Source organism: Huaxiibacter chinensis (assembly GCF_022171985.1).
Taxonomy (GTDB): Bacteria; Pseudomonadota; Gammaproteobacteria; order Enterobacterales; family Enterobacteriaceae; genus Enterobacter; species Enterobacter chinensis_A.
The window spans coordinates 13098-39565 of record NZ_JAJVHF010000013.1 but is presented as its reverse complement, the minus strand read 5'-3'; the positions used below and the strand labels follow the sequence as shown (position 1 = coordinate 39565).

Sequence of the window (26468 nt, the reverse complement as noted above, 5' to 3'; positions counted from 1 at the left end):
GTGTGCTGACCGCTTATCGTGCGGTTCTAGCAAATTCGGGGTAAGGGTTCAGCGTGCGGTAACTCCAGCGTGCGTTTGACCCCATACAGTCCGGTCAGGCGCACCCCTTTACGCTCAACCACTTCACCAATAATAGCGGCGTTCTGACCGAGCGGGTGGTCGCGCAGCTGCGCCAGCACCGCATCTGCGGCAGAACGCTCAACGCCAATCACGAGCTTTCCTTCGTTAGCAAAATTAAGCGGATCCAGACCCAGCAGCTCGCACAGCCCGCGTACGGCGGACGTCACCGGCAGGTGTTGCTCCATAAGCTCCACGCCACAGCCGCTGGTGGCTGCAAATTCATGCACGACCGCATTCACCCCGCCGCGCGTGGCATCGCGCAGGGCCTTGACGCCAGACGTATGGCGCAGCGTCTGGATCAGCGGCGTCAGGACGGCGCAGTCGCTTCGCAACTCCCCGTCTAGCCCAAGGCCTTCCCGCAGATTGAGAATTGTGGCCCCGTGACAGCCCAGCGTGCCGCTGACAATCAAAAGATCGCCCACCGCCAGCTGCTGCGCGCCCCAGTGAATATCACCGGGGATGGCCCCCATACCGGCGGTATTGATAAAGAGTTTATCCGCCGCACCGCGCTGCACGACCTTGGTATCGCCAGTGACAATGGCAATCCCAGCGTCCCGCGCGGTCTGTGCCATGCTGTTGACCACGGCGGTCAGCGTCTCCATCGGTAAACCCTCTTCAAGGATAAACCCGCAGGAGAGGAAACGCGGGACAGCCCCGCTGACGGCGACGTCGTTGGCCGTGCCGCACACCGCCAGCTTGCCAATATCGCCGCCCGGGAAAAAGAGCGGGTCTATCACATAGCTGTCGGTGGAAAAAGCCAGCCGGTCGCCCTGGGTGGTGAGCGTGGAGAGATCGATTCGCGCCTGATCTTCCTGCTCTGCCAGCCACGGATTAGCGAAGGCGTCCATAAACAGTTGACTGATTAACTGCTGCATCGCCCGGCCGCCGCTGCCATGCGCCATTTCAATCATGTTCATGCTTCACACTCCTGATTGCGATACTGGTACCACGCGGCGCATGCACCTTCTGATGAGACCATCAGTGCGCCAAAGGCGGTTTGCGGATTGCAGGTACGGCCAAATAAAGGACACTGATGCGGTTTGCATTTTCCGGTAAGGACCTCACCGCACCGTGCCAGCGGGTCATCGCAAACGTGTTGCGGCTCGGGGTGAAAATGCGCCTCGGCATCAAAGCGCTGATATTCCGGGGTCAGATGCACGCCGGAATGGTTGATAAGCCCAAGCCCCCGCCATTCGCTGTCGCCTTTCACCGTAAAGACCTCGGCGATGGCCTGTTGTGCAAGAGCGTTACCCGCATCCGGAACGACACGACGATACTGGTTTTCCACCACACTCCGGGCTGCTATTTTCTGCTCAACCAGCATGGTCACGCCTTGCAGTAGATCAAGAGGTTCGAAACCAGCAACGACTAATGGACGATGATAGTCGGCAGAAATGAAACCGTAGGCTTCTGTGCCGATGACCATACTGACGTGACCGGGCGCCAGAAAAGCATCAATGCCGTTGTCTGGCTCATCAAGCAGGCTGCGTAAGGTGGGGAGCAACGTGATGTGCTGACAAAAAAAGAAAAAGTTTTCACTCTGCCTGGCTTTCGCCTGCTTCAGGGTCATTGCCGTGGCGGGCATGGTGGTTTCAAACCCCAGACCGAAGAAGACGACGTTGCGTCCGGGGTTCTCGTCGGCCAGCTTCAGGGCATCGACGGGGGAATAGACAATGCGCACGTCCGCGCCTCGCGTACGGGCCTGCAGCAATGACCCCTTTTTCCCGGGCACCCGCATGGCATCGCCAAAGGTGCAGAATATCACGTCGGGACGTTCGGCAATTTCAATGCAGTTGTCGATCCGGCCCATCGGCAGGACGCAGACCGGACAGCCGGGACCGTGAATAAATTCGATGTTTTCGGGCAAAAGCTGATCGAGACCGAATTTAAAGATGGCATGGGTGTGCCCGCCGCACACTTCCATGATTCGCAGGGGGCGGGCGGGGGTGTAATCCAACTCTTTTGCACGGCTCCTGAGATGCGCTATCAGCTGCATAACCTTGTCCGGCGCACGATATTCATCAACGTAACGCATCGTTACCGCTCCTCACCAAACAAGAGTGCGCCCACGTCCGGCTCCACTTCAAACATGTTTTGCAGGGCCGCCAGCGTGTCGCGGGCCTCCTCTTCGTCGATCATGCTCATCGCAAAACCCACATGCACCAGCACCCACTGGCCGAGGCGGGAGTGGCCTTGTTCATCCACATTACCCACCAGGGTGAGATCAACGTCGCGCAGTACGCCACAAACCTCAACTTTGGCCTGATGGCCCTCTATGGACTGAATTTGCCCGGGAACGCCTATGCACATCGTTCGTTCTCCAGCCAGCGTAGCCAGCTCGCCATGCCGTCACCGCGCGTGGCGGAAACCAGCAGAATGTCGATAGTCGGGTTCACCTCGCGGGCATAGGCCAGGCATTTCTCGACGTCAAAATTAAGGTAGGGCAGCAGATCGATTTTATTCAGCAACATCAGCGAGGCGGCAGCAAACATATGCGGATATTTCAGCGGCTTGTCTTCGCCTTCGGTAACGGAGAGCACCGCCACTTTATGCCGCTCGCCCAGATCGAAACTGGCCGGGCACACCAGGTTGCCGACGTTTTCGATAAAAAGAATACCGTTATCGTGAAGCGGCAGACGCGGCGCGGCATCGGCAATCATCTGCGCATCCAGGTGACATCCTTTTCCGGTATTCACCTGAATGGCGGGAGTGCCCGTCTCGCGGATCCGCGCGGCATCGTTCACGGTTTGCTGATCGCCTTCGATGACCGCACAGGAAACCTGCCCGTTCAGGAGTTTTAACGTTTCGGTGAGAAGGGTGGTTTTACCGGATCCGGGGCTGGAAACCAGATTCAGCACCAGCTGCTGGCGCGCGGCAAACTGAGCGCGGTTGCGGGCGGCAAGCTGATTATTTTTGTCCAGCACGTTGAGCTCAACCTCCAGCATTCTGCGCTGGCTCATGCCAGGCGCATGCGTACCGGCTTCGCCGTGGCCATAATGCAGATCGCCTTCAGCGGATCGGATTGGTCTAAACGTCACCCCGGTGATGGTCGCCGCCTGTCGTGCCGCCGGGGAGAACGGCGCAGAACGGAACGCCGAGTGGGGACGATGTTCATCACCTTCTATATACAGATTGCCTTCAGCGCAACCGCAGGTACTACACATGATCTTCTCCTTCAATTTCGAGGCGCTGAATTTGCAGGCCGTCATCGGCCACGATACGCAGCCCGGTACTGTGGCAGTGCGGGCAACTGCGGACCCGGGATGACACCAGCGTGACGTATTGCTGACATTGTCCGCACCAGCATTCGGCCTGCTGTTCTTCTAAATGCAGCGCACAGCCTTCTGCGAGGGTGTCCCGGCACACCAGTTCAAAGCAAAAGGTCAGGGCGCTGGCTTCGACGCAGGAAAATGCCCCGACTTTGAGCCAGACGCCGGTCACGCGTTTTGCATTGTGCTGGGTTGCCTGCTGTTCGATAAGTTCGATGGCCCGCTGACAGAGGGTGATTTCGTGCATGGCGCCTCCTCGATGATTTGGCCCATTAATGCAATATCGGTGCCAGCTCCAATTCCGCTGTCAGGTGACGATGTCAGCGATGACGAAATGACACCTCGTCACCCTGACGCTGACATCGGCATTTTTATTTAAACTTATAGAAATCAATAAGATAAAAACTGGCACGGAATCTGCTTAACAGGGCTATCTCCATTAAGCGGATATTTGAGATGACTATTTGGGAAATTAGCGAAAAGGCAGACTACATCGCGCAACGCCATCAACAGCTTCATGACCAGTGGCAGCGCTACTGTAACGCTCTGGTACAAGGCATCACCTTGTCTAAAGCACGTTTGCATCACGCCATGAGCTGTACGTCAGAAGAGGATCTGTGCTTTGTGCTGTTTGGTCACTTCACGATCTACGTCACCCTGGCGGACAGCTTTAACAGCCATACCATTGAGTATTACGTCGAGACCAAAGAGGGCGGCAAGCAGCGCATCGCCCAGGCGCAGCTCATGGTGGATGGCACGGTGGACGGCCACGTCAGCAACCGCGATCGCCAACAGGTACTGGAACACTATCTGGAAAAAATTGCGCCTGTTTATAACAACCTCTACTCGGCGGTTGAACACGATTTGCCGGTAAATCTGGAACAACTGGTGAGCGAGCCTCGCTCCGCCTGATGTTTGTGTGTCGATGAGTGTCGAAAGACATTTTTTCGTCAAAAATGACTATGTCCAGAGGACTCTCCGGTGAACCGTTTTGTAATAGCTGACTCGACGGTCTGCATTGGCTGTCATACCTGTGAGGCGGCGTGTTCAGAAACACATCGTCTGCATGGGTTGCAGTCCATGCCGCGTTTGAAAGTCATGCGTAATGAAAAAGAGTCTGCGCCGCAGCTCTGCCACCATTGTGAAGATGCCCCGTGCGCTGGCGTCTGCCCTGTGAATGCCATCACCCGCGTTGAGGGTGCCGTGCAGCTGAATGAAAGCCTGTGCGTGAGCTGCAAACTGTGCGGCATTGCCTGCCCGTTTGGCGCCATTGAATTTTCAGGCAGTCGTCCAGTGCATATCCCGGCTAATGCCAACTCGCCAAAAGCCCCGTCCGCGCCGCCTGCGCCTGCCCGCGTCAGCACGCTGCTGGACTGGGTACCCGGCGTGCGGGCCATCGCGGTGAAATGCGATCTGTGCAGTTTTGATGAGCAGGGTCCGGCCTGTGTACGCACCTGTCCGACAAAGGCGCTGATTTTAGTAAACATTCGCGATATTGCGCGCACCAGCAAGCGTAAACGCGAGCTGACCGTTAACACCGATTTTGGCGATCTCTCGCTGTTTCAGGCACAAAACGAGGGGACGAAATGAACGCAGTCACATTACTTCACAGCGCCGTTGGCTGCTTTACCGCAACGGCTGTGCTGGCGTTGGTTTTCGCCTTCCATAAAGCGTTGAGTGGCTGGATTGCGGGGCTTGGCGGAGCCGCAGGGAGCCTGTTGACGGCGACGGCTGGCGTGCTTGTCCTGACGCAGGGCCTGACGCTTGAAGGCACGCTGCCGCTGATAAGCGCACATGTCCAGCTCACGCCGCTCAATGCGATCTGGCTGATGACCTTTGGCGTGTGCGGGCTCTTTATCAGCCTGTATAACATTGACTGGCACCGTCATCCGCAGACAAAAGCGAACGGACTACTGGTGAATCTGATGCTGACCACGGCGGTGTGTGCGGTGACCGCCAGCCAACTCAGCACCCTGGTGGTGATGGCCGAAATCATGGCGCTGTGCGGCGTCTTCCTGACCGGCTGTAGCGCGTCGGGCAAACTGTGGTTTGCCCTGGGGCGGCTCGGTACGCTGCTGCTGGCGTTGACCTGTTGGCTGGTGTGGCAGCGTTACGGCACCCTCGAATTTTCAGTGCTGAATGTCCGCGCGCTGTCGCAGCCATTCGGGGCAGATATCTGGCTCTCAGGCGTGGCTGGCTTTGGTCTGCTGGCGGGGATCATCCCGCTACATGGATGGGTGCCGCAGGCGCACGCCAACGCTTCTGCGCCTGCCGCGGCGCTGTTTTCTACCGTAGTGATGAAGGTCGGGCTTTTCGGCATCCTCACGCTTTCGCTGGTGGGTGGGCTGCCGCCGCTGTGGTGGGGCGTCGTCTTGCTGCTGGCGGGCATGATCACCGCGTTTGTCGGCGGGCTGTATGCGCTGATGGAACACAATATCCAGCGCCTGCTGGCTTACCACACGCTGGAAAACATCGGCATCATTCTGCTGGGCATTGGCGCGGGCATCACCGGCCTCTCCCTGAATCAGCCCGTGCTGATCGCGGCGGGATTCATAGGCGGGCTTTATCACCTTATCAACCATAGCCTGTTTAAAAGCACGCTGTTCCTGGGGGCCGGTAGCGTCTGGTTCCGCACCGGCCACCGCGATATTGAAAAGCTGGGCGGCATCGGTAAAAAAATGCCGGTGATTTCACTGGCCATGCTGGTGGGGCTGATGGCGATGGCTGCCCTTCCGCCCTTGAACGGTTTTGCGGGGGAGTGGGTAATTTACCAGTCCTTCTTTGCGCTCGGTCAGAGTGACATGTTCGTGGCGCGGCTGCTGGGGCCATTACTGGCGGTAGGGTTAGCGATCACCGGTGCGCTGGCCGTGATGTGTATGGCGAAAGTGTATGGTGTGACCTTCCTGGGCGCGCCGCGCACCCGGGAGGCGAAAAACGCGACCTGTGCGCCATTCCTGATGACGGCAAGCGTGGTGGCGCTGGCGCTGCTCTGCATTCTGGGCGGCGTTGCCGCGCCGTGGCTGCTGCCCGTTCTGGCCCGCGCGATCCCGCTGCCGCTCGTCACGGCGCATACCGCCGTCTCCCAGCCCATGATGGCCCTGCTGCTGATTGCGACGCCGCTGCTGCCGTTCGTTCTGATGCTGTGCTTCAGACGCGATCGCCTTTCTGCGCGTTCGCGTGGGGCGGCGTGGGCCTGCGGGTACGAACACGAGCAATCCATGGTCATTACCGCACACGGTTTTGCGATGCCGGTGAAAGAGAACTTTTCAGCCGTGATCAAACTGCGGCACTGGCTTAATCCCGCGCCTTACCTGCCCGGCTGGCAGAGCGGCGCACTGCCAGGGCTGTTTCGCCGTCTGGCGGTGATTGAGCTGGCGGTACTGGTCGTCATTGTGATTTCACGAGGAGCCTGACATGAGTTTGTTACTGGCATTACTTCAGGCGCTGGTGTTATTCGCCGTTGCGCCTTTACTGTCCGGCATTACCCGCGTGGCGCGTGCCCGGATGCACAACCGTCGCGGTCCGGGGGTGCTTCAGGAGTATCGCGATCTCTTTAAGCTGATGAGCCGCCAGAGCATTGCGCCGGATGCGGCAGGGTGGGTCTTTCGTCTGATGCCGTTTGTGATGGTCGGCGTGATGCTGACCATCGCGACCGCGTTGCCCGTGGTGACCGTGGGATCGCCACTGCCTGTACTGGGCGATCTCATCACCCTTATCTATCTGTTTGCCATCGCGCGATTCTTTTTTGCCATTGCCGGCCTCGATACCGGCAGCCCGTTTACCGGGATAGGTGCCAGCCGCGAAGCCATGCTCGGCGTACTCGTTGAGCCGATTTTGCTGCTCGGGCTGTGGGTCGCCGCGCAGGTGGCGGGATCGACTCATATCAGCTTTATCACCAGCACCGTCTATCACTGGCCTGCTGCTCGTTCTCTTCCGCTGCTGTTGGCACTGTGCGCCTGCGCGTTCGCCACTTTCATCGAGATGGGCAAACTGCCGTTCGACCTGGCGGAAGCGGAGCAGGAGTTACAGGAAGGCCCGTTGACCGAATACAGCGGCTACGGCTTTGCGGTTCTGAAGTGGGGTATCAGCCTCAAACAGCTGGTGGTCCTGCAGATGTTTGTCGGCGTCTTCTTCCCGTGGGGACAGATGACGCACTTTTCAGCGGCCGGTCTGCTGCTGGCCGTGGTGGTTGCGGTACTCAAGCTGCTGGTCGGGGTGCTGGTGATTGCCCTGTTTGAAAACAGCATGGCGCGTCTGCGTTTCGTGGCGACTTCACGCATTACATGGGCCGGTTTTGGCTTTGCATTTTTAGCGTTCGTCTCCTTGCTGGTGGCGTGATTAAAGAGAGTTTTTATGTCTGAAGAAAAGAAAGGTCAACAGTATCTCGCCGCGTTGCATCAGGCCTTCCCGGGCGTGGTGCTGGAGGAGTCCTGGCAAACCAAAGACCAGATTACGGTCACTATCAAGGTGAACTCCTTGCCGGAAGTGGTGGAGTTTCTTTACTACCAGCAGGGCGGTTGGCTGTCGGTGTTGTTCGGCAACGATGAACGTCAGCTGTGCGGCCATTACGCGGTCTATTACGTGTTATCGATGGAGCAGGGCGAGAAGTGCTGGTTCACCGTGCGCATCGAAGTGGATCCCAACAAACCGGAATACCCGTCTGTCACGCCGCGCGTGCCTGCCGCCGTGTGGGGCGAACGTGAGGTGCGCGATATGTACGGGCTTGTTCCGGTTGGTCTTCCGGATGAGCGCCGTCTGGTTCTGCCCGATGACTGGCCAGACGAACTCTATCCGCTGCGCAAAGACAGCATGGATTACCGTCAGCGTCCGGCGCCCACGACCGACAGCGAGACCTACGCATTCATCAACGAGCTGGGCAGTAAGAAAAATAACGTCGTGCCGATCGGCCCGCTGCACGTCACGTCTGACGAGCCGGGCCACTTCCGCCTGTTTGTCGACGGCGAGAATATCATTGATGCCGACTACCGCCTGTTCTACGTCCATCGCGGGATGGAAAAGCTGGCGGAAACCCGGATGGGTTACAACGAAGTCACCTTCCTCTCCGATCGCGTGTGCGGGATCTGCGGATTTGCCCACAGCACCGCTTACACCACCTCGGTCGAGAACGGCATGGGGATCGTCGTGCCGGAGCGCGCGCAGATGATCCGCGCCATTTTGCTGGAGGTGGAGCGTCTGCACTCGCACCTGCTGAACCTCGGTCTGGCCTGTCACTTTGTCGGTTTCGATTCTGGTTTTATGCAGTTCTTCCGGGTGCGCGAAGCGTCCATGAAGATGGCGGAGATCCTGACCGGCGCGCGTAAGACATACGGTTTGAACCTGATCGGCGGAATTCGCCGCGATCTGCTGAAAGACGACACGATCCAGACCCGTCTGCTGGCACAGCAGATGCGTCGCGACGTGCAGGATCTGGTGGATATGCTGCTCAGCACGCCGAACATCGAGCAGCGTACCGTCGGCATTGGCCGTCTTGATCCGCAAATTGCCCGCGACTTCAGCAACGTCGGCCCGATGGTGCGTGCCAGCGGCCATGCCCGCGATACCCGCGCCGATCACCCCTTTGTTGGCTACGGTCTGCTGCCGATGACCGTACACAGCGAGCAGGGATGCGACGTGATTTCCCGTCTGAAGGTGCGTATCAACGAGGTCTTCACCGCGCTGAACATGATCGACTTCGGTCTGGATAATCTGCCGGGCGGGCCGCTGATGGTGGAAGGGTTTACCTATATTCCAAACCGCTTTGCGCTGGGCTTTGCCGAAGCGCCGCGAGGGGATGATATCCACTGGAGCATGACCGGCGATAACCAGAAGCTCTACCGCTGGCGCTGCCGTGCGGCGACCTACGCTAACTGGCCAACCCTTCGCTATATGCTGCGCGGCAATACGGTTTCGGATGCGCCGCTGATTATCGGCAGTCTGGATCCTTGCTATTCCTGTACCGACCGCATGACGGTGGTGGATGTGCGCAAGAAGAAAAGCCAGGTGGTGCCGTACAAAGAGCTTGAGCGCTACAGCATTGAGCGTAAGAACTCGCCGCTGAAATAGGTGATTTTGTGCGGGCTGTTGCCCTCACCCTGACCCTCTCCCACAGGGAGAGGGAAGACTACCCCTCACCCAGGACTAAAGGCCAGCGAGAGGTTTTCTCCATCACTCAGGGCTATAAGCCAGCGTGAGGTTTCCTCCCTCTCCCCTGGGGAGAGGGGCGGGGTGAGGGGCTCAGGCCGCACATAAGCAGGAGTAAACATGTTTACCTTTATCAAAAAAGTGATCAAAACCGGTACGGTGACCAGCAGCTATCCGCTGGAGCCCATCGCGGTCGATAAAAATTTTCGCGGCAAGCCTGAACATAATCCGCAGCAGTGCATTGGCTGTGCTGCCTGCGTGAACGCCTGCCCGTCGAATGCGCTCACTGTCGAAACGGATTTAGCCACGCAGGAGCTCGCGTGGCAGTTCAATCTTGGGCGCTGCATTTTCTGCGGTCGCTGCGAAGAGGTCTGTCCGACGGCGGCGATCAAGCTTTCTCAGGAGTATGAGCTGGCCGTATGGCGAAAAGAGGACTTCCTGCAACAGTCACGCTTTGCCCTGTGCAACTGCCGCGTCTGCAAGCGCCCCTTTGCCGTGCAAAAAGAGATCGACTACGCCATCGCGTTGCTGAAACACAACGGTGACGCACGGGCAGAGCATCATCGGGAAGGGTTCGAAACCTGCCCGGAGTGCAAACGCCAGAAATGCCTGCTGCCGTCTGACCGCATTGATTTAACCCGCCATATGAGAGAGGCCAGCTGATGCAAAACCTGATCGGCCCACGCGACGATAACGGCATTCCGGTGCCGATGACGGTGGACGAATCCATCGCCCTGATGAAGGCGTCGCTGCTGAAAAAAATTAAACGTTCTGCCTACGTCTACCGCGTGGACTGCGGCGGCTGCAACGGCTGCGAAATAGAAATTTTCGCGACGCTGTCACCGCTCTTCGATGCGGAACGTTTCGGTATCAAAGTGGTGCCGTCTCCGCGTCACGCCGATATTTTACTCTTTACCGGTGCCGTCACCCGCGCCATGCGTTCGCCCGCATTGCGCGCCTGGCAATCGGCGCCGGATCCAAAAATCTGTATTTCTTACGGGGCCTGCGGCAACAGCGGCGGCATCTTCCACGATCTCTATTGCGTGTGGGGTGGCACCGACAAAATCGTGCCGGTTGACGTCTATATTCCCGGCTGTCCGCCCACGCCTGCAGCCACGCTGTACGGCTTTGCCATGGCGCTTGGTCTGCTGGAGCAGAAAATTCATGCGCGCGCGCCGGGCGAAATCGACCAACAACCCGCAGAGATTTTGCATCCCGATATGGTGCAACCGCTGCGCGTGAAGGTCGATCGGACGGCCCGCAAGCTGGCGGGCTACCGCTATGGCCGACAGATTGCCGATGATTATCTGCGTCTGCGCAATCAGGGCGAACAGGAGGTATCACGCTGGCTGGAGGCGGAAAACGATCCGCGTCTCAGTGAAATTGTGGCGAACCTGAATCAGGTGGTGGAAGAGGCGCGTATCCGATGAGCGAAACGGTGGTGTTCAGTCAGCTGAGCCGTAAATTTATTGATGAGAACGATGCCACGCCGGATGCGGCGCAGCAGGTGGTCTATTACAGCCTGGCGATTGGCCACCACCTTGGGGTGATCGACTGTCTGGAAGCCGCGCTCAGCTGCCCGTGGAATGACTATCTGGCGTGGATTGGCACGCTGGAGGCGGGAAGCACCGCGCGACGCAAAATGGAAGGGGTGCCGAAATACGGCGAAATTGTCATTGATGCTAACCATATTGCGATGCTGGCGAACGCCTTCGATGCCGCGCTGAGCGTGCAAAACCCAGAGCAGCAGGCCTGGAGCAAAACATTGTTGAGTATGCTGCACGATATTCATCAGGAGAGCGCCATCTACCTGATGGTAAGGAGATTACGTGACTGACGTTTTACTGTGCGTTGGCAACAGCATGATGGGCGACGACGGCGCGGGCCCGCTGCTCGCAGAGATGTGTGCCGCAAACCCGCAGGGTGAGTGGGTGGTGATTGACGGCGGCAGCGCGCCGGAAAACGATGTGGTGGCGATCCGTGAGCTGCACCCGGACAGGCTGTTGATTGTCGATGCCACCGACATGGGGTTGAACCCCGGCGAGATCCGCCTGATTGATCCGGATGATATCGCCGAAATGTTTATGATGACCACCCACAATATGCCGCTGAACTATCTGGTCGATCAGATTAAAGACGACGTGGGCGAGGTACTGTTTTTGGGGATTCAGCCCGACATCGTTGGGTTTTATTACCCGATGACGCCGCCGGTGAAAGCGGCGGTGGACGTGGTGTATTCACGGCTTGCAGGGTGGGTTGGGGACGGGGGTTTTTCTCAGCTCTGAGCAGTGCCGGGTGGCGGCTTCGCCTTACCCGGCCTACCAAACCCCTGCCCTCTCCCTGTGGGAGAGGGCAGGGGGGAGGGCAACAGGCTACGCCAGATCCCCCCCGTTGCTCGCAATCACCTTCTTATACCACCAGAACGATTTCTTACGTTTTCTGTCCAGCGTGCCGTTTCCGGCGTCGTCGCGGTCAACATAGACAAACCCGTAGCGCTTGCTCATCTCTCCCGTTGAGGCTGCCACCAGATCGATACAACCCCATGAGGTGTAGCCCATCAGCGGCACGCCGTCTTCAATGGCGTCGCCCATTGCACGAATATGTTCACGCAGGTAGCTGATTCGGTAGTCGTCGTTGATCTCGCCGTTTGCTTCAATGATATCTTTCGCGCCGAGACCGTTTTCCACCAGGAACAGCGGCTTTTGATAGCGGTCGTACATCATGTTCATGGTGATGCGCAGCCCCAGCGGGTCAATACCCCATCCCCAGGCGCTAACCTCTATGTACGGATTACGGAGTGATTTCACGATGTTTGCCGCGCTGGTATTGCCCGCGTTCATGTCTGCCGACGCACAGCGCGAGGCGTAATAGCTAAACGACACAAAATCGACGGTGTTTTTCAGCAGTTCATCGTCGCCAGGGTCTTTGACAATCACGACCCCTTTTTCACGGAACACACGAGCAGAATAGGCCGGGTAACTGCCGCGCGCCTGCACGTCGATAAAGAACAGGTTTTCGCGGTCTTTTTCCAGCGCCATCCACACGTCTTCTGGTTTACAGGAGTAGGGGTAGAAATTGCCGCCAGCCAGCATGCAGCCGACCTGGTTTTCCGGGTTGACCTCATGGGCGATTTTGGTCGCCAGAGCGCTGGCGACCAGCTCGTGGTGCGCGGCCTGATATTTCACCTGATCTTCGTTTTCGCCCTCTTCAAACACCAGCCCCGCGCCGGAGAACGGACTGTGCAGCATGATGTTGATTTCGTTGAAGGTGAGCCAGTATTTCACCAGACCGTTAAATTCTTCAAAGCAGGTGCGGGCGTAGCGGGCGAAGAAATCGACCATCCTGCGGTTGCGCCAGGAGCCGTATTCGGTGACCAGGTGCATCGGTACGTCGAAATGGCAGAGCGTCACCAGTGGCTCGATGTTGTACTTTTTACACTCTTCAAATACCGCGCGATAGAAGGCAATCCCCTCCTTGTTGGGCAGCGGCTCATCACCGTTAGGATAGAGACGGCTCCAGGCGATCGAGGTACGAAACACCGTAAAGCCCATCTCTGCCATCAGGGCGATATCTTCTTTGTAGCGATGGTAAAAATCTATCGCCTCGTGGCTTGGGTAAAATTCGTCATCGCGCAGCGCAAAACGTTTTTCCTTTCCGACTTTTACCGCCAGACGATGTTCGCCATGGGGGATCATATCGACCGTTGTCAGCCCTTTACCGCCTTCGCGGTAAGCGCCTTCACTTTGGTTGGCGGCAAGCGCGCCGCCCCATAAAAATCCTTCTGGAAAAACAGACATCTTTACCTCGCTATAAATTTAAACTTGTGCTGCTTTGGCCTGAACCGGCGCGCGCTGCAGGGCGCGTGCTTTTTCGGCTTCGTCTTCGACCGGGATATCTTCAAAACCTAAAATCAGGGTCAGGACAAACGAGAGCACCACCGCCAGCGCCATCACGCCAAATACCCAGACAATGGTCATCGGGTTCGCCGGATCGAAGAACTGGACGCTGGTAAACAGACCTGGCGCCGCCATTGAGTGGCTGGCAAGTCCGGCAATCCCGGCAACCGCGCCGCAGATAAAGCCGCTGATCAGGCTTGCAATCAGGGGACGTTTAAGACGAATCGCGACGCCATACAGCGCGGGTTCTGAGATCCCCGCCAGGATAGCGGACGCCGCCGCAGCCAGCGCCGTCTGGCGCAGTTCAGGGTTTTTTGTTTTCCATGCCACCGCCAGCGAAGAGCCACCCAGCGACAGGTTGGCGCCGATTTCCGACGGCATAACCATTCCCTCTTTGCCCGTCTCGGCAATGGTCTGAATGATCGTTGGGGTAAACACGCGGTGCATCCCGGTCATCACCAGCAGCGGCCAGAGCGCGCCCATAATGGCGACGGAGAGCCAGCCCAGATAGCCGTGAATAGTGTAAACCAGCGCGGAGATGGCGCTACCGATCCAGATCCCAATCGGCCCAATCAGCACAATGGCGAGCGGGGCGGCAATCAGCACAATCAGCATCGGCTTCAGGAAGTTTTTGGTCACCGCAGGCGTAATACGATCGACCCAACGTTCGATGTACGACAGGCACCAGGTCATCACCAGCGCCGGAATGACCGTGTAGGTGTATTTCACCGCCGTCACCGGAATAAAGGCGAATTCAACGTGTTCGCCCTGCGCGGCTTTCGCCATCAGTTCAATAAAGCTTGGGTGAACCAGCACGCCCGCAATCGCAATCGCCAGCGACACGTTGGTCTTAAATTTGATCGCGGCTGAGGCGGCGACCATCAGCGGCAGGAAGAAAAATGCCCCGTCGCCAATCACCGTCAGAATGGTCAACGTCGGCGCGCCTTTTGGCAGTACGCCGGTCATTTCGAGGATCATCGCCAGCAGTTTTACCATTGAACCACCGATGATCGCCGGGATCAGCGGTGACATGGTGCCGATCAGCGCGTCAAGGATCCCGGCGCCGATGCGCTTCAGCGTCAGCTTCTGCGGGCCCTGGGGTACGGCGGGCTGCAAGTCGGTTGGTAGCAGGCTCACCACGTCGCGGTAGGCCTGGGAAACGGTGTTGCCAATAATCACCTGACACTGATTGTCATTGCGAACCACGCCGAGCACGCCGTTGATGCTTTTCAGGCGCGGGGCATCGATAAGACTTTCGTCTTTCAGAACAAAACGCAGGCGTGTCATGCAGTGGGTCACGGCGACGATATTGTCTTTGCCGCCGAGTGCGCTCACAACGTCGTTCGCCAGCGCGGTATAATTTTTGGCCATCTGGAGTGGTCCTGTTATCGTGGTGTGAGAGTGTAGGAAACCGGTTTCACATAATCATCATTAGTTTTTATGAATGAAACAAGATCACAATTTAGACATTTTTTATATTTGTGATGACGATCGCTTTGGTCGTTCAGATGCGTGATATTCGTCTTGCGACAATTTTTGCGCCGTGCAGTACACTGCGGCAGTTAAGTTTTTAAGGGAACGTTCAGATGACCACGATGCTGGAAGTGGCGAAGCGGGCAGGGGTGTCGAAGGCGACGGTATCCAGGGTGCTTTCGGGCAAGGGTTACGTTAGCCAGGAAACAAAAGATCGGGTGTTTCAGGCGATTGAGGAGAGCGGGTATCGCCCAAATCTTCTCGCCCGAAATCTGGCAACCAGACGCACGCAAACGCTGGGGCTGGTGGTGACTAACACCCTTTATCACGGCGTCTACTTTAGCGAACTGCTTTTCCATGCCGCGCGCATGACGGAAGAAAAAGGTCGGCAGCTGATCCTTGCCGACGGCAAGCATAGCGCCAGCGAAGAGCGTGAAGCCATTCAGTATCTGCTGGATATGCGCTGCGATGCGATCATCATTTATCCCCGTTTTTTAAGCGTCGATGAGATGGACGAGATCATCGAAAAACATGACCAGCCGATCATGGTTCTCAACCGTCGGCTGCGTAAAAACAGCAGCCACTGCGTCTGGTCCGATCATAAAGCCTCTTGCGAGGCGGCGGTGTTACAGCTGATTGAGATGGGGCATCGGGATATCGCCTTTATCACGGGGTCACTGGATTCCCCGACCGGTATGGAGCGTCTTTCCGGTTATAAAGAGGCGCTGGCGAAACATGCTATACCGCTGCGTGAAGCGTTGATTGCCGAAGGCAAGTGGCATCCGGCCAGCGGTGCAGCGGCCGTGTCGACCCTGCTGTCGCGTGGCGAAAGCTTCACGGCGCTGGTGTCGAGCAATGACGACATGGCCATTGGTGCCATGAAGCAGCTTCACGACAGCGGGCTGGCGATTCCGGGTGATGTGTCGGTCATTGGTTTTGATGATGTCTCCATTGCGCCGTATACCGTGCCGTCACTCTCCAGCGTGCGCATCCCGGTGACGGAGATGATCAAAGAAACGATCAGCCGTCTTATTTTTATGCTCGATGGCGGTGAGTTTCATTTCCAGCAGCGTTTCCCGGGGGAGCTTATCCTGCGCGATTCCGCCACCCGCATGACGCAGGAATAATCTCGACAGATGTCATCGTCATAACTGACGATGACAGTCAAACTCATTATTAAATTCATTTAAATCAATGGATTAAATTCTGGCACGGTTTGTGAATACTCTTCGGCATCATTGCTATGCCGGAGAAACAAATGAACCGTTTTATGATGGCCGATGCCAGTAAATGTATTGGCTGCCGTACCTGTGAAGTTGCCTGCGTGGTATCGCATCAGGTGGAGCAGGATTGTGCATCCCTGACCCCCGAGGCTTTCCTGCCGCGCATTCACGTTATCAAAGGCGTCAATATTTCCACGGCGGCGATCTGCCGCCAGTGCGAAGACGCCCCCTGCGCCAATGTCTGCCCGAATGGCGCGATCAAACGCGAAAAAGGCTTTGTACACGTGATGCAGGAGCGCTGCATCGGCTGTAAAACCTGCGTTGTGGCCTGTCCGTATGGCGCAATGGAAGTGGTGGTTCGCCCGGTTGTGCGCAACAGTGGTGCGGGGCTGAACGTGCGGGCGGAAAAGGCCGAAGCCAACAAATGCGATCTCTGTTATCACCGGGAAGCAGGCCCCGCCTGCATGGAAGTGTGTCCAACGCATGCGCTGGTGTGCATCGATCGTGACAAGCTTGAACAGATGAGCGCTGAAAAACGCCGTCGTGCAGCGTTTGATACCGCGTCTTCTCTGCTGTTCTGATCATGGCAAACGGAGTTCAGCTGCGGGTTCGCGGTAAAGTGCAGGGCGTGGGTTTCCGCCCGTTCGTCTGGCAGCTCGCCACGCAGCTGGAATTACGCGGTGACGTCTGTAATGACGGTGAGGGCGTACTGGTGCGGCTGTACGGAGAAGCCCCCGGGTTTAGCGAACTGCTGGTGCAACGATGTCCGCCGCTGGCTCGCATTGACGAAGTCGACGCAATGCCGTTTGCGTGGCTCACGCCGCCCGAGGGATTTTCAATCCGCCACAGCGCGACGGGGGCAATGGATACCCAGATTGTGCCGGATGCGGCCACCTGCCCGGCCTGTCTGGCTGAAATGCGTGACCCACGTGAGCGTCGCTATCGCTACCCGTTTATCAACTGCACCCACTGCGGCCCCCGTTTTACCATCATTCGCGCGATGCCTTACGACCGACCGCTGACGTCGATGGCACCCTTTCCCCTTTGCAAATCGTGCGAGACGGAGTATCGCAACCCCGCAGACAGGCGTTTTCACGCTCAGCCTGTGGCCTGCCCGGACTGCGGGCCACAGCTGGAATGGCGTGCCGGCGATGATAGCCAGAGCGGCGAGTCAGCCCTGAGCGCGGCGGTAAACATGATCCGACAGGGCGGTATTATCGCCATTAAAGGGCTGGGGGGTTTTCACCTGGCCTGTGATGCAAAAAATAGGGCTACGGTGGCGCGCCTGCGTCTGCGCAAGCATCGTCCGACAAAACCGCTGGCCATCATGCTGCCCAACGCGAACGGCCTGCCGGAGAAGGCGAGCAAGCTGCTGCAATCGCCTGCCGCGCCGGTTGTTCTGACGGCCAAATCCCTGCTACCCACGCTGCCGCACAACCTTGCTCCCGGGCTGGATTACCTTGGGGTGATGCTGCCCGCGAATCCGTTGCAGCATCTGTTATTGCAGGAGATTAACGGGCCGCTGGTGATGACATCGGGAAATCGCAGTGGACAGCCGCCTGCGACTGATAACGAACAGGCGCTGACGGCGCTACAGGAGATCGCCGACGGCTTCCTGCTGCATAACCGGGATATCCTGCAGCGTATGGACGACTCCGTGGTCGATGAGGACGGAGCGATGCTGCGTCGGGCAAGGGGCTTTGTCCCGGATGCGATAAAACTCCCCGCCGGGTTCAATGATATTCCGCCTCTTTTATGTCTGGGCGCGGAGATGAAAAATACCTTTTGTCTGGTGCGCGGTGGGCAGGCGGTGCTAAGCCAGCATCTGGGCGATTTGAATGACGATGGCGTCGAAAGCCAGTGGCAAAAGGCGCTGGATGTCATTCAGCCGATTTACGATTTTCAGCCGGAATACGTGGTGTGCGATGCGCATCCGGCTTACCGTTCGGCAAAGAAAGCAGAGATGTCGGGTCTGCCTACGCTGAGGGTATTGCACCACCACGCCCATGCGGCGGCCTGTCTGGCCGAAAACGGCTGGCCATGTGACGGCGGCGACGTCATCGCGCTGACCCTGGATGGTATAGGCATGGGCGAAAACGGCGCACTGTGGGGCGGTGAGTGCCTGCGGATAAATTACCAGGAGTGCGAGCATTTAGGCGGTTTACCCGCCGTGGCGCTGCCGGGGGGCGATCTGGCCGCCTCGCAACCCTGGCGCAACCTGCTTGCCCAGTGTCTGGCATTTGTTCCGGACTGGCAAACTCGCCCGGAGACGGCCAATGTGCGCCAGCAAAACTGGTCACTGCTGGCGACGGCAATGGCGCGGGGGATTAACGCGCCGCTTGCCTCTTCGTGCGGGCGACTGTTCGATGCCGTGGCCTGCGCCCTCAACGTGGCGCCGGATGTTCAGCACTATGAAGGCGAGGCCGCCTGTCTGCTGGAAACCTTAGCCACCCGAAGTGCGGGTGCTGCGCATCCGGTCACGCTGCCCGTAGAGGAGGGCGTCTTAAGCATGTCCACCTTCTGGCAACAGTGGCTGGACTGGCAGGCTGAGCCTGGCGCGCGGGCGTGGGCCTTCCACGATGCGCTGGCGAAAGGGCTGGCACAATTGCTGCGCTACCACGCCCGGCGTCGGGCGATAACGACGCTCTGCTTTAGCGGCGGGGTGATGCACAATCGCCTGCTACGCACGCGGTTGAAATACTATCTTGCTGATTACCAGCTTCTTTTCCCTTCCCGGTTGCCTGCGGGCGACGGGGCGATCTCCTTTGGGCAGGCTGTTGTGGCAGCGGCCCGTTTATCTGCAGAGAGGATGTAACATGCAGCGACGCTTTCGCACGCATCCCCGTGCCGCATTTTTGTTGCTGGGGCTGGTTATCGCGAATGTTCTGGCGTGGGGCTTTGCATGGCAAACCTTTAGCGGGAACAGCGCGCTGATGGCGGCAAGCCTGCTCGCCTGGTGCTACGGTCTGCGTCATGCGGTGGATGCTGACCATATTGCGGCAATTGATTCCGTCACGCGTAAAATGATGCAGGAGGGCAAGCGCCCGTACGGTATCGGCGCCTGGTTTTCACTCGGCCATTCGACCATTGTGGTGCTGGCAACGGTAGCCATTGCCGCCGCGGCGAGCGCTTTTCAACAAAAACTGAGCTGGTTTCACGACACGGGCAGCCTGATTGGCACGGCCGTCTCGGCGACGTTTCTGCTGGCGATGGCGCTGGTCAATGCCATGATATTGCAGAGCGTCTGGCGCAGTTTTCAGCGGCTGAAAAAAGGGCAGGGTTGCGCCAATGAGCGGGACCTCTCCGCCCAGGGTGGGGTAATGAGCTGGCTGTTTGGCGCCACGTTCCGGCTGGTCAATAAAAGCGGGCAGATGTATCTGGTGGGATTTTTGTTTGGCCTTGGGTTTGATACCGCCACGGAGATCGGCGTGCTGGGGATCTCCGCCGCCAGCGCCACGAACGGGATGTCAGTCTGGGCAATCCTGATTTTTCCGGCGCTGTTCGCCAGCGGCATGGCGCTGGTGGACACCCTGGATAATGTGCTGATGGTGGGGGCCTACGGCTGGGCGTTTGATAAACCGCAGCGCAAGCTCTACTACAACATGACGATTACCGGAACCTCCGTGGTGGTTGCGCTGTTGATTGGCGGCCTGGAGGCAACAGGGCTGTTGATGGATAAGTTTAATCTTCACGGCGGCGTCTGGCGCGTCGTGGCTGCCGTTAACGATCGTCTGGGCAACGCGGGTTATGGGGTGGTGGGGCTCTTTGTCGTCTGCTGGCTGATTTCAGTCGCAAATTACCGCTGGCGAGGCTACGACACGCTGGTGGTGCGTGAAGGATAAAAAAAGCCCCGGGACATCGGGGCGGCGGATAACTATATCCTAAGGTTAAGTTCGGTTTACCGGTTACAGGGATAACGATTTCAGCAGCGCGAATGCCTCCTTCATGCGATCTTCGCTCACGACGAAGGCGCGCAGTTCGCCCGAGGGGTCCGATCCCCGCGCAACCATGCCCTGCGGGTCAATGGATAACTGCCAGCTGAGATCCTGGCGCTGCGTTTCACCCGCGAGATGCAGCGGTAATTCAGGCGTCTTCACTTTAACCAGCATGGCGGGCAACTTCAGGGGCGCACTGGCCCCCAGCACGTTTTTCGCCAGATAGAGGGCGCTAAGCTGGATTGGCTGCAGGAACGGCAGAACCTGACCGTTGATTTCCGCGCAGTCACCCAGGGCATATATATCGGGCTGCGTGGTTTGCAGGTAGCTGTCCACCTTCACGCCACGGCCTGTTTCAGCGCCGGCGCAGCGGGCCAGCGCGGTTTCAGGGCGCAGGCCTGTAGCGGCGACCACCACATCCACCTCAACGTGACGATCTCTGTCGAGCGTGGCGACGATCCCTTTTTCCGAGCGGGTCAGATTTTGCAGCTGTGATTTCAGCAACAAGTGGACCCCCATATCGGTTAAGCGATGCTGTAAGCGACTGCTCACTTCGGCAGGCATCAGCGCCGAAAGAATGCTGGCTGCGTGATCGACCAGCGTCACCGATTTACCGGCGCGGCAAAAATCCATCGCCAGTTCTGTCCCAATCAGCCCCCCGCCGACAATCATCACCCTTTGCGCATCACGTAGCAGGGTTTCGCTGGCGCGATATTCCTGCTGGCTGTTCAGGGTGATCATCATCTCCCGCCCGTTAACGGGCGGGACAAAGGCCGCGGCGCCGGTTGCCAGCACCAGTTTGTCGTACTGCCACTGCTGGTCCCTGGATTTGACCACGTGTGCGGAGGCATCGATACCGGTGACCCAGGTATACGGAAACAGGCGAAGGTTAAACTGTTCGGCAAACTCCCCCGCCGTCTGGCGGGTGAGATCGTCTGCGCGTTGGCTCTGGCTGATGACATGGCTTAAGTCAGGCTTGTTGTACTCATCCATGCTATCCGCCGCGATGAGCGTTAACGGCACCGTGGCATCCTGCTTACGAATATTTTTCACCAGCTGACGAGCGGCAAAGCCCGAGCCGATAATCACGATTCCGTGGCTCATTTTGCCTCCGTCGCCAGTTCGTCAAAGACGTCCTTACCTAACGAGCATTCCGGGCAGAGGAAGTTGTCCGGTACGTCACTCCACGGCGTGCCCGGGGCGACATCCTGCATTGGCTCTCCCTGTTCAGGGTCGTAAATCCACTGGCAGACGCTGCACTGCATGCGCGGGCCGAGATCGGCAGACGCGGCGGAGGCACAGGCGCCGGAGGGCTGCTGTTCAGCGGGTTTTGCCGCGACGTCAGGCAGCGGAGCGAGCGCCCACTGACGTGCGATGTCGCGACCGTGCTGGCGGCAGATTTCCAGTGCGTCGATGTCCGGACGCCATTTGGCCTTCAGGCTCATCGACATTTCAAAGCCGGCATCCTGCAAACGCGTGGAGAGACGGTCAACCGCGCCGCCACTCCAGCCGTGGGAGCCAAAGGCGCTGGCGCGTTTATTGCGAAAACGCAGGCCGGTCATCTCTTCTACCAGACCCGCAATTTTCGGCATCATCACGTTGTTCATGGTGGAGGTGCCCACCAGCACGCCTTTGGAGCGGAAGGTATTGGTCAGAATCTCGTTTTTATCGCTGCGCGCCACGTTGAAGATTTTCACCGCCACGTTCGGGTCTACTTCATTGATACCCTGCGCAATCGCATCTGCCATCATGCGGGTGTTGTTGGACATGGTGTCGTAGAAGATCGTAATACGGTCTTCCTGATAATCTGCCGCCCATTTCAGATACAGCTCAACGATCTGGGTGGGGTTTTCACGCCACACCACGCCATGAGAGGTGGCAATCATATCCACCGGCAGGTTGAAGCCCAGGATCTCGGTGATTTTAGGCGTCACCAGACGGCTGAATGGGGTCAGAATGTTGGCGTAGTAACGCTGGCACTGTTCGAACAGCTCGGTTTGATCCACTTCATCGTTGAAGAGACGTTCGTCGCAGTAGTGCTGACCAAAGGCATCGTTGCTGAACAGCACCGCGTCGCCGGTCATGTAGGTCATCATACTGTCGGGCCAGTGCAGCATCGGCGTTTCAACGAAGATCAGCTGCTTGCCATTGCCGATATCCAGCGTGTCACCGGTTTTAACGGTATGGAAATTCCACTCCGGATGGTGGTGGTGACCGTTAATGGAGTCAATCGCGTTGGTGGTGCAGTAAATTGGCGTGTTCGGGATATAAGACATCAGCTCGGTCAGCGCACCGGCGTGGTCTTCTTCCGCATGGTTAATAATGATGTAATCGATAGCATCCAGATCGATTTCGCTGCGCAGGTTCTGCACGAACTCGCGGCTGAATTTGTGATCGACGGTATCGATCAATACGTTTTTACCTTCGCGAATAAGATAGCTATTGTAGCTGCTGCCGCGCAGGGTTTTGTATTCCGTCCCGTGGAAATCACGTACTTCCCAGTCACGTTGACCCACCCAATGAATGTTATTTTTAACAAGAATAGACATAGCAACCTCAATTTATACGGCGTGTTCAAATAAGATGTTTTGTCTATTACACGTTTCGTGCCAACTTTTTATAGTATTGATTTTATTGCCTTTGTTAAAAAGTCACCCGTAATGAGTAGTCAAAATGACTGTCTTATTTATGGTCATTATGACAATATAGATTGTCAAAATGACAGTGAGGCGAAGATGAGCTTTTCCGTAGATGTGCTGGCGAAAATCGCCATTGAACTGCAAACTGGTATTGGTCATCAGGACCGTTTTCAACGGCTGATTTCAACCCTGCGGCACGTGCTGGCATGCGATGCCTCGGCGCTGCTGCGTTATGAAGGGCGGCAGTTTATACCGCTCGCCATCGACGGACTGGCGCAGGATGTTCTGGGGCGCCGCTTTACTCTGGAGGGCCATCCGCGTCTCGAAACCATTGCCCGTGCGGGGGATGTGGTGCGCTTTCCTGCGGACAGCGATCTCCCCGACCCTTACGATGGGCTGATCCCGGGACAGGAGAGCCTGAAGGTCCACGCCTGCATTGGCCTGCCGCTTTTTGCCGGACAAAATCTGATTGGCGCCCTGACGCTTGACGGTATGTCGCCGGACCAGTTCGATACCTTCAGTGATGAAGAGCTGCGTCTGATCGCGGCCCTGGCCGCCGGGGCGCTAAATAACGCGCTGCTGATTGAACAACTGGAGAGCCAGAACCTGCTGCCGGGCAGCCCGGCGGCCTTTGAACAGGTCATCCATACCGAGATGATTGGCCTGTCCGCAGGAATGGTCCAGCTTAAAAAAGAGATCGATATCGTGGCGGCCTCGGATTTAAACGTGCTGATTTTCGGCGAAACGGGCACCGGTAAAGAGCTGGTGGCGAAATCCATACACGAAAATTCACCTCGCGCGGTTAACCCGCTTGTCTATCTCAACTGCGCCGCGCTGCCAGAAAGCGTGGCGGAAAGCGAACTGTTCGGGCATGTGAAAGGGGCGTTTACCGGGGCTATCAGCAACCGCAGCGGTAAGTTCGAAATGGCCGATAATGGCACGCTGTTCCTTGATGAAATTGGCGAGCTGTCGCTGTCGTTACAGGCGAAGCTGCTGCGGGTGCTGCAGTACGGCGATATTCAGCGCGTAGGTGACGATCGCAGCTTACGGGTCGATGTACGCGTTCTCGCCGCCACCAACCGCGATTTGCGTGAAGAGGTACTGGCCGGTCACTTCCGCGCCGATCTGTTCCATCGTCTGAGCGTTTTTCCGCTGACGGTGCCAGCGCTGCGTGAACGGGGCGAAGACGTGGTGTTGCTGGCAGGCTATTTTTGCGAGCAGTGTCGGCTCAAGATGGGCCTTTCCCGCGTCGTGCTCAGCCCTGGGGCGCGTGAGCATCTTCAGCAGTATGGCTGGCCGGGCAACGTGCGCGAACTGGAACACGCTATCCACCGCGCGGTGGTGCTGGCGCGCGCGGAGCGTTCAAGCGATGAGCTGGTGATTCATGCCCGACATTTTGCCCTGCACGATGAGAAGGCGCCTGCTGTGGTTCAGGAGACCCCGATGGCCGTCAGTACCAGTTTGCGTGAAGCCACCGAAGCCTTTCAGCGCCAGGCGATTGCCCGTGCGCTGGAGCAGAACGGCCGCAGCTGGGCGGCATGTGCGCGGGCGCTGGAAACGGACGTCGCCAACCTGCACCGGCTGGCGAAACGTCTGGGACTGAAGGGTTAAATAATCCCGGCCTGATAAAAATCCTGCAGGTTTATCGCGCCGCAGAGTTTGCCGCTGTCATCCACCACCGGTGCGGCGGTGATTTTGCGTTTCATCAGCAGCTCTTTGGCTTCGATGGCGCGGCTTTCGGCGTTGAGCGTCAGGCCGCCTGGCGTCATCGCGTCCTGTACGGGCGTCTCCAGTTTGCCGCCGCCAACCAGCCAGCGACGAAGATCCCCGTCGGTAAAGACCCCGGTGACGAGATCGTTTTCATCGCACACCGCAACCAGCCCAAGGCCAGTTCGGCTGAGCTCCAGCATTGCGTCCATCACGCTGGTGTTCAGTTTGACCTGCGGAATCGCATCGTCGGTCCGCATCAGATGATGCACTTTATTGAGCAGGCGTGCGCCGAGCGCGCCCGCCGGGTGCGAGCGGGCAAAATCTTCTTCGTTGAAGCCGCGCGCCTGCATCACCGCCATCGCCAGCGCGTCGCCCATCATCAGCGTGTTAACGGTGCTGGACGTCGGGGCGAGGTGCATCGGGCAGGCTTCGCGCTCCACGGAGATATCCAGCGTGGCTTTGGCTGCCACTGCCAGCGGCGAACGCGATTTACCGGTCATCGCCAGCAGGGCGACTGATTTTTCGTGCAGGCGCGGAATAATCAAATCCAGCTCTTTGGCCGAGCCGGAATAGGAGATAAACAGCATCACGTCGCGGCTTTCGATCATCCCCAGATCGCCGTGCAGCGCTTCGGCCGGATGCACAAAGAACGCCGGGGTTCCGGTGCTGGCAAGCGTCGCGGCGATCTTCTTGCCGATGTGCCCGGATTTCCCGATCCCGGCCACGATCACTTTGCCCTCGCACTGAATGATGGTGTTGGCAGCACGAACAAAATCATCGCCAAGACGATCCGGCAGACGGCTGGCTTCCTGGAGTTCAAGTAACAGCGTCTGGCGGCCTGCGTTTAACAGAAAATCACTCATGACTCTCTCCGGTTACGATCACATTGATTCCTTTCTCTTCCAGCGCTTTTTTGAACGCCGGGTCGATACCTGCGTCGGTAATCAGCTTATCGACGCTTTCCAGACTACAGACAATATTCGGGCTTTTGCGACCAAACTTCGACGAGTCCGCCATCAGAATGACCTCCCGTGCGGCGTTGCACATGGCCTTACTGACGCTAAAAACCTCGTTAAAGGTGGTGACGCCTGCATTAAGATCGATACCGTCGGTGCCCATAAAGAGCTTATCAAAACTAAAGTGGTCAAAGGCGTTCTCTGCCAGCTGACCGTGAAATGACGCCGATTTTTTACGAAAGGTTCCACCGGGCATCAGGATGGTCTGCTCGCAGTCGTTCTCCGCCAGGGCGTTGACGATGTGCAGACTGTTGGTCATCACCGTGATGTTATTGAAGCGGCTGAGCAGCGGGATCATCTGCAGCACGGTACTGCCTGCATCCAGGATGATGGAGTCGCCGTCGTGGATAAAGTTGACGGCCGCTTCGGCAATCAGCGCTTTCTGAGGAGTATTAATCAGCGTTTTGTGATCGATAGGCGGGTCGGCTTCGTCTTTATTGAGCACTACTCCACCATAGGTTCGAATGACGGCACCCGCGTTTTCAAGCAAGACCAGATCCTTGCGAATGGTGGTGCCCGTGGTGTCAAAGTAGTGAGCCAGGTCTTCTACTGAACATTTTCCCTGCTTCTGGAGATGCTCAAGAATGGCCGCCTGCCGCTGACGAGGTTTCATAGGCGCTTCGTTCCTTACGTTGCGAAATGATAATTTCGCAAGCATATAGCTTTCACAACGAAATTATACATGTTTCAGATTAAGCGCTAATGATAGTGCATTCTGACAGAGAGAATCATGGGGAAAGATCACATCGGGTCGTAATTCCTGCAAAGAGATGCCGTTAATTGCCTGGATTTTCACCGGTCGGGCAAAAACAGTTATTCCGCGCATGATGAGGGAATCGCAGACTTTGTTGTCTTCATCCAGCGCAATGGCAACCACCACGCGCGGTTTGAAACGCCCACCGGAACGCCCGACGCCCACGCGGCCTTTCTGACACAGGGCATCAAACGCACGGTTAAACTGGCGGAGCTGCCAGCCGGCAAAGATCAGCTGGCAGAACCAGGCGATGGCGGCGACGGTGATGAATGCGGTGACCATATCGACTCCT

General features: G+C 57.7%; 26 protein-coding genes. 14 read left to right on the top strand and 12 right to left on the bottom strand.

The window, feature by feature from the left end; translation table 11 throughout:
- Window positions 1-26: 26 nt before the first annotated feature.
- The 5 genes from hypE to hypA are packed head-to-tail and all read right to left on the bottom strand — an operon-like array spanning window position 27 to window position 3636.
- On the bottom strand, window positions 27-1037 hold the full coding sequence (gene hypE / locus LZP96_RS20155) for a hydrogenase expression/formation protein HypE (protein ID WP_064327172.1): 1011 nt from the start codon (window positions 1035-1037) through the stop codon (window positions 27-29).
- Window positions 1034-2155, bottom strand: coding sequence for a hydrogenase formation protein HypD (gene hypD, locus LZP96_RS20150; RefSeq protein WP_064327171.1), 1122 nt, complete (start codon window positions 2153-2155; stop codon window positions 1034-1036). Before hypD ends, hypE begins: the two co-directional genes overlap by 4 nt.
- 2 nt (window positions 2156-2157) lie before the next feature.
- A complete protein-coding gene (locus LZP96_RS20145) occupies window positions 2158-2430 on the bottom strand; it encodes a HypC/HybG/HupF family hydrogenase formation chaperone (protein ID WP_064327170.1) in 273 nt (90 codons plus the stop codon).
- Window positions 2421-3284 carry a hydrogenase nickel incorporation protein HypB gene (gene hypB / locus LZP96_RS20140; RefSeq protein WP_064327169.1) on the bottom strand — a complete coding sequence of 288 codons (864 nt, stop codon included), beginning with the start codon at window positions 3282-3284 and terminating at the stop codon, window positions 2421-2423. The genes LZP96_RS20145 and hypB overlap by 10 nt, the downstream gene beginning before the upstream one ends.
- On the bottom strand, window positions 3277-3636 hold the full coding sequence (gene hypA / locus LZP96_RS20135) for a hydrogenase maturation nickel metallochaperone HypA (RefSeq protein WP_064327168.1): 360 nt from the start codon (window positions 3634-3636) through the stop codon (window positions 3277-3279). Before hypA ends, hypB begins: the two co-directional genes overlap by 8 nt.
- Window positions 3637-3845: 209 nt before the next feature.
- Between hypA and hycA the strand changes: the two genes are divergently transcribed.
- The 9 genes from hycA (at window position 3846) to hycI (ending at window position 11815) form a co-directional block, all read left to right on the top strand.
- Window positions 3846-4301: a formate hydrogenlyase regulator HycA gene (hycA, locus tag LZP96_RS20130; protein WP_258926298.1), complete on the top strand. Its 456-nt coding sequence runs from the start codon at window positions 3846-3848 to the stop codon at window positions 4299-4301.
- Window positions 4302-4370: 69 nt separating this feature from the next.
- Window positions 4371-4979 (top strand): 4Fe-4S dicluster domain-containing protein, encoded by a 609-nt coding sequence (locus LZP96_RS20125; protein WP_064327166.1) that lies wholly within the window; start codon window positions 4371-4373, stop codon window positions 4977-4979.
- Window positions 4976-6802 carry a formate hydrogenlyase subunit 3 gene (hycC, locus tag LZP96_RS20120; RefSeq protein ID WP_064327165.1) on the top strand — a complete coding sequence of 609 codons (1827 nt, stop codon included), beginning with the start codon at window positions 4976-4978 and terminating at the stop codon, window positions 6800-6802. Before LZP96_RS20125 ends, hycC begins: the two co-directional genes overlap by 4 nt.
- A gap of 1 nt (window position 6803) precedes the next feature.
- On the top strand, window positions 6804-7727 hold the full coding sequence (locus LZP96_RS20115) for a respiratory chain complex I subunit 1 family protein (protein WP_064327164.1): 924 nt from the start codon (window positions 6804-6806) through the stop codon (window positions 7725-7727).
- Window positions 7728-7742: 15 nt separating this feature from the next.
- Window positions 7743-9452 carry a hydrogenase large subunit gene (locus tag LZP96_RS20110; protein ID WP_064327163.1) on the top strand — a complete coding sequence of 570 codons (1710 nt, stop codon included), beginning with the start codon at window positions 7743-7745 and terminating at the stop codon, window positions 9450-9452.
- A 198-nt stretch (window positions 9453-9650) separates the two neighbouring features.
- Entirely contained in the window at window positions 9651-10193 is a 543-nt protein-coding gene (locus LZP96_RS20105) for a formate hydrogenlyase complex iron-sulfur subunit (protein ID WP_064327162.1), read from the top strand.
- Window positions 10193-10960 carry an NADH-quinone oxidoreductase subunit B family protein gene (locus LZP96_RS20100; RefSeq protein ID WP_064327161.1) on the top strand — a complete coding sequence of 256 codons (768 nt, stop codon included), beginning with the start codon at window positions 10193-10195 and terminating at the stop codon, window positions 10958-10960. Before LZP96_RS20105 ends, LZP96_RS20100 begins: the two co-directional genes overlap by 1 nt.
- Window positions 10957-11367, top strand: a complete 411-nt coding sequence (locus tag LZP96_RS20095) for a formate hydrogenlyase maturation HycH family protein (RefSeq protein WP_064327160.1) — start codon at window positions 10957-10959, stop codon at window positions 11365-11367. Before LZP96_RS20100 ends, LZP96_RS20095 begins: the two co-directional genes overlap by 4 nt.
- Window positions 11360-11815 carry a hydrogenase maturation peptidase HycI gene (hycI, locus tag LZP96_RS20090; RefSeq protein WP_064327159.1) on the top strand — a complete coding sequence of 152 codons (456 nt, stop codon included), beginning with the start codon at window positions 11360-11362 and terminating at the stop codon, window positions 11813-11815. The genes LZP96_RS20095 and hycI overlap by 8 nt, the downstream gene beginning before the upstream one ends.
- 87 nt (window positions 11816-11902) lie before the next feature.
- Here the strand turns inward: hycI and LZP96_RS20085 are convergent, their stop codons facing one another.
- The gene (locus tag LZP96_RS20085; RefSeq protein ID WP_064327158.1) at window positions 11903-13327 is read right to left on the bottom strand and encodes a 6-phospho-beta-glucosidase; all 1425 of its coding nucleotides are present in this window, start codon (window positions 13325-13327) and stop codon (window positions 11903-11905) included.
- Between the two features lie 18 nt (window positions 13328-13345).
- Window positions 13346-14797 carry a PTS cellobiose/arbutin/salicin transporter subunit IIBC gene (ascF, locus tag LZP96_RS20080; protein ID WP_064327157.1) on the bottom strand — a complete coding sequence of 484 codons (1452 nt, stop codon included), beginning with the start codon at window positions 14795-14797 and terminating at the stop codon, window positions 13346-13348.
- A gap of 215 nt (window positions 14798-15012) precedes the next feature.
- Between ascF and LZP96_RS20075 the strand changes: the two genes are divergently transcribed.
- The 4 genes from LZP96_RS20075 to LZP96_RS20060 all read left to right on the top strand — a co-directional run bounded on the left by LZP96_RS20075 (window position 15013) and on the right by LZP96_RS20060 (window position 19964).
- Entirely contained in the window at window positions 15013-16026 is a 1014-nt protein-coding gene (locus tag LZP96_RS20075; RefSeq protein WP_064327156.1) for a LacI family DNA-binding transcriptional regulator, read from the top strand.
- Between the two features lie 131 nt (window positions 16027-16157).
- The gene (gene hydN, locus LZP96_RS20070; protein ID WP_064327155.1) at window positions 16158-16703 is read left to right on the top strand and encodes an electron transport protein HydN; all 546 of its coding nucleotides are present in this window, start codon (window positions 16158-16160) and stop codon (window positions 16701-16703) included.
- A complete protein-coding gene (gene hypF / locus LZP96_RS20065) occupies window positions 16703-18937 on the top strand; it encodes a carbamoyltransferase HypF (protein WP_087892637.1) in 2235 nt (744 codons plus the stop codon). Before hydN ends, hypF begins: the two co-directional genes overlap by 1 nt.
- A 1-nt stretch (window position 18938) precedes the next feature.
- Window positions 18939-19964 carry a HoxN/HupN/NixA family nickel/cobalt transporter gene (locus tag LZP96_RS20060; protein ID WP_064327153.1) on the top strand — a complete coding sequence of 342 codons (1026 nt, stop codon included), beginning with the start codon at window positions 18939-18941 and terminating at the stop codon, window positions 19962-19964.
- A gap of 63 nt (window positions 19965-20027) precedes the next feature.
- Here LZP96_RS20060 and norW read toward each other — a convergent pair whose 3' ends face one another.
- Together norW and norV are read right to left on the bottom strand one after the other, a co-directional pair.
- The gene (norW, locus tag LZP96_RS20055; RefSeq protein ID WP_064327152.1) at window positions 20028-21161 is read right to left on the bottom strand and encodes an NADH:flavorubredoxin reductase NorW; all 1134 of its coding nucleotides are present in this window, start codon (window positions 21159-21161) and stop codon (window positions 20028-20030) included.
- On the bottom strand, window positions 21158-22606 hold the full coding sequence (gene norV, locus LZP96_RS20050; RefSeq protein ID WP_064327151.1) for an anaerobic nitric oxide reductase flavorubredoxin: 1449 nt from the start codon (window positions 22604-22606) through the stop codon (window positions 21158-21160). The genes norW and norV overlap by 4 nt, the downstream gene beginning before the upstream one ends.
- Window positions 22607-22792: 186 nt before the next feature.
- Between norV and norR the strand changes: the two genes are divergently transcribed.
- Window positions 22793-24307 (top strand): nitric oxide reductase transcriptional regulator NorR, encoded by a 1515-nt coding sequence (gene norR / locus LZP96_RS20045; RefSeq protein WP_064327150.1) that lies wholly within the window; start codon window positions 22793-22795, stop codon window positions 24305-24307.
- On the opposite strand, the gene gutQ is transcribed toward norR, so the two are convergent.
- From gutQ to gutM, 3 genes are all read right to left on the bottom strand, one after another.
- Window positions 24304-25269: an arabinose-5-phosphate isomerase GutQ gene (gene gutQ, locus LZP96_RS20040; RefSeq protein WP_064327149.1), complete on the bottom strand. Its 966-nt coding sequence runs from the start codon at window positions 25267-25269 to the stop codon at window positions 24304-24306. The genes norR and gutQ overlap by 4 nt on opposite strands.
- Window positions 25262-26035 (bottom strand): glucitol operon DNA-binding transcriptional repressor SrlR, encoded by a 774-nt coding sequence (gene srlR / locus LZP96_RS20035; protein WP_064327148.1) that lies wholly within the window; start codon window positions 26033-26035, stop codon window positions 25262-25264. Before srlR ends, gutQ begins: the two co-directional genes overlap by 8 nt.
- Before the next feature lie 63 nt (window positions 26036-26098).
- Window positions 26099-26458: a transcriptional regulator GutM gene (gutM, locus tag LZP96_RS20030; RefSeq protein WP_064327147.1), complete on the bottom strand. Its 360-nt coding sequence runs from the start codon at window positions 26456-26458 to the stop codon at window positions 26099-26101.
- Between the last annotated feature and the right edge of the window lie 10 nt (window positions 26459-26468).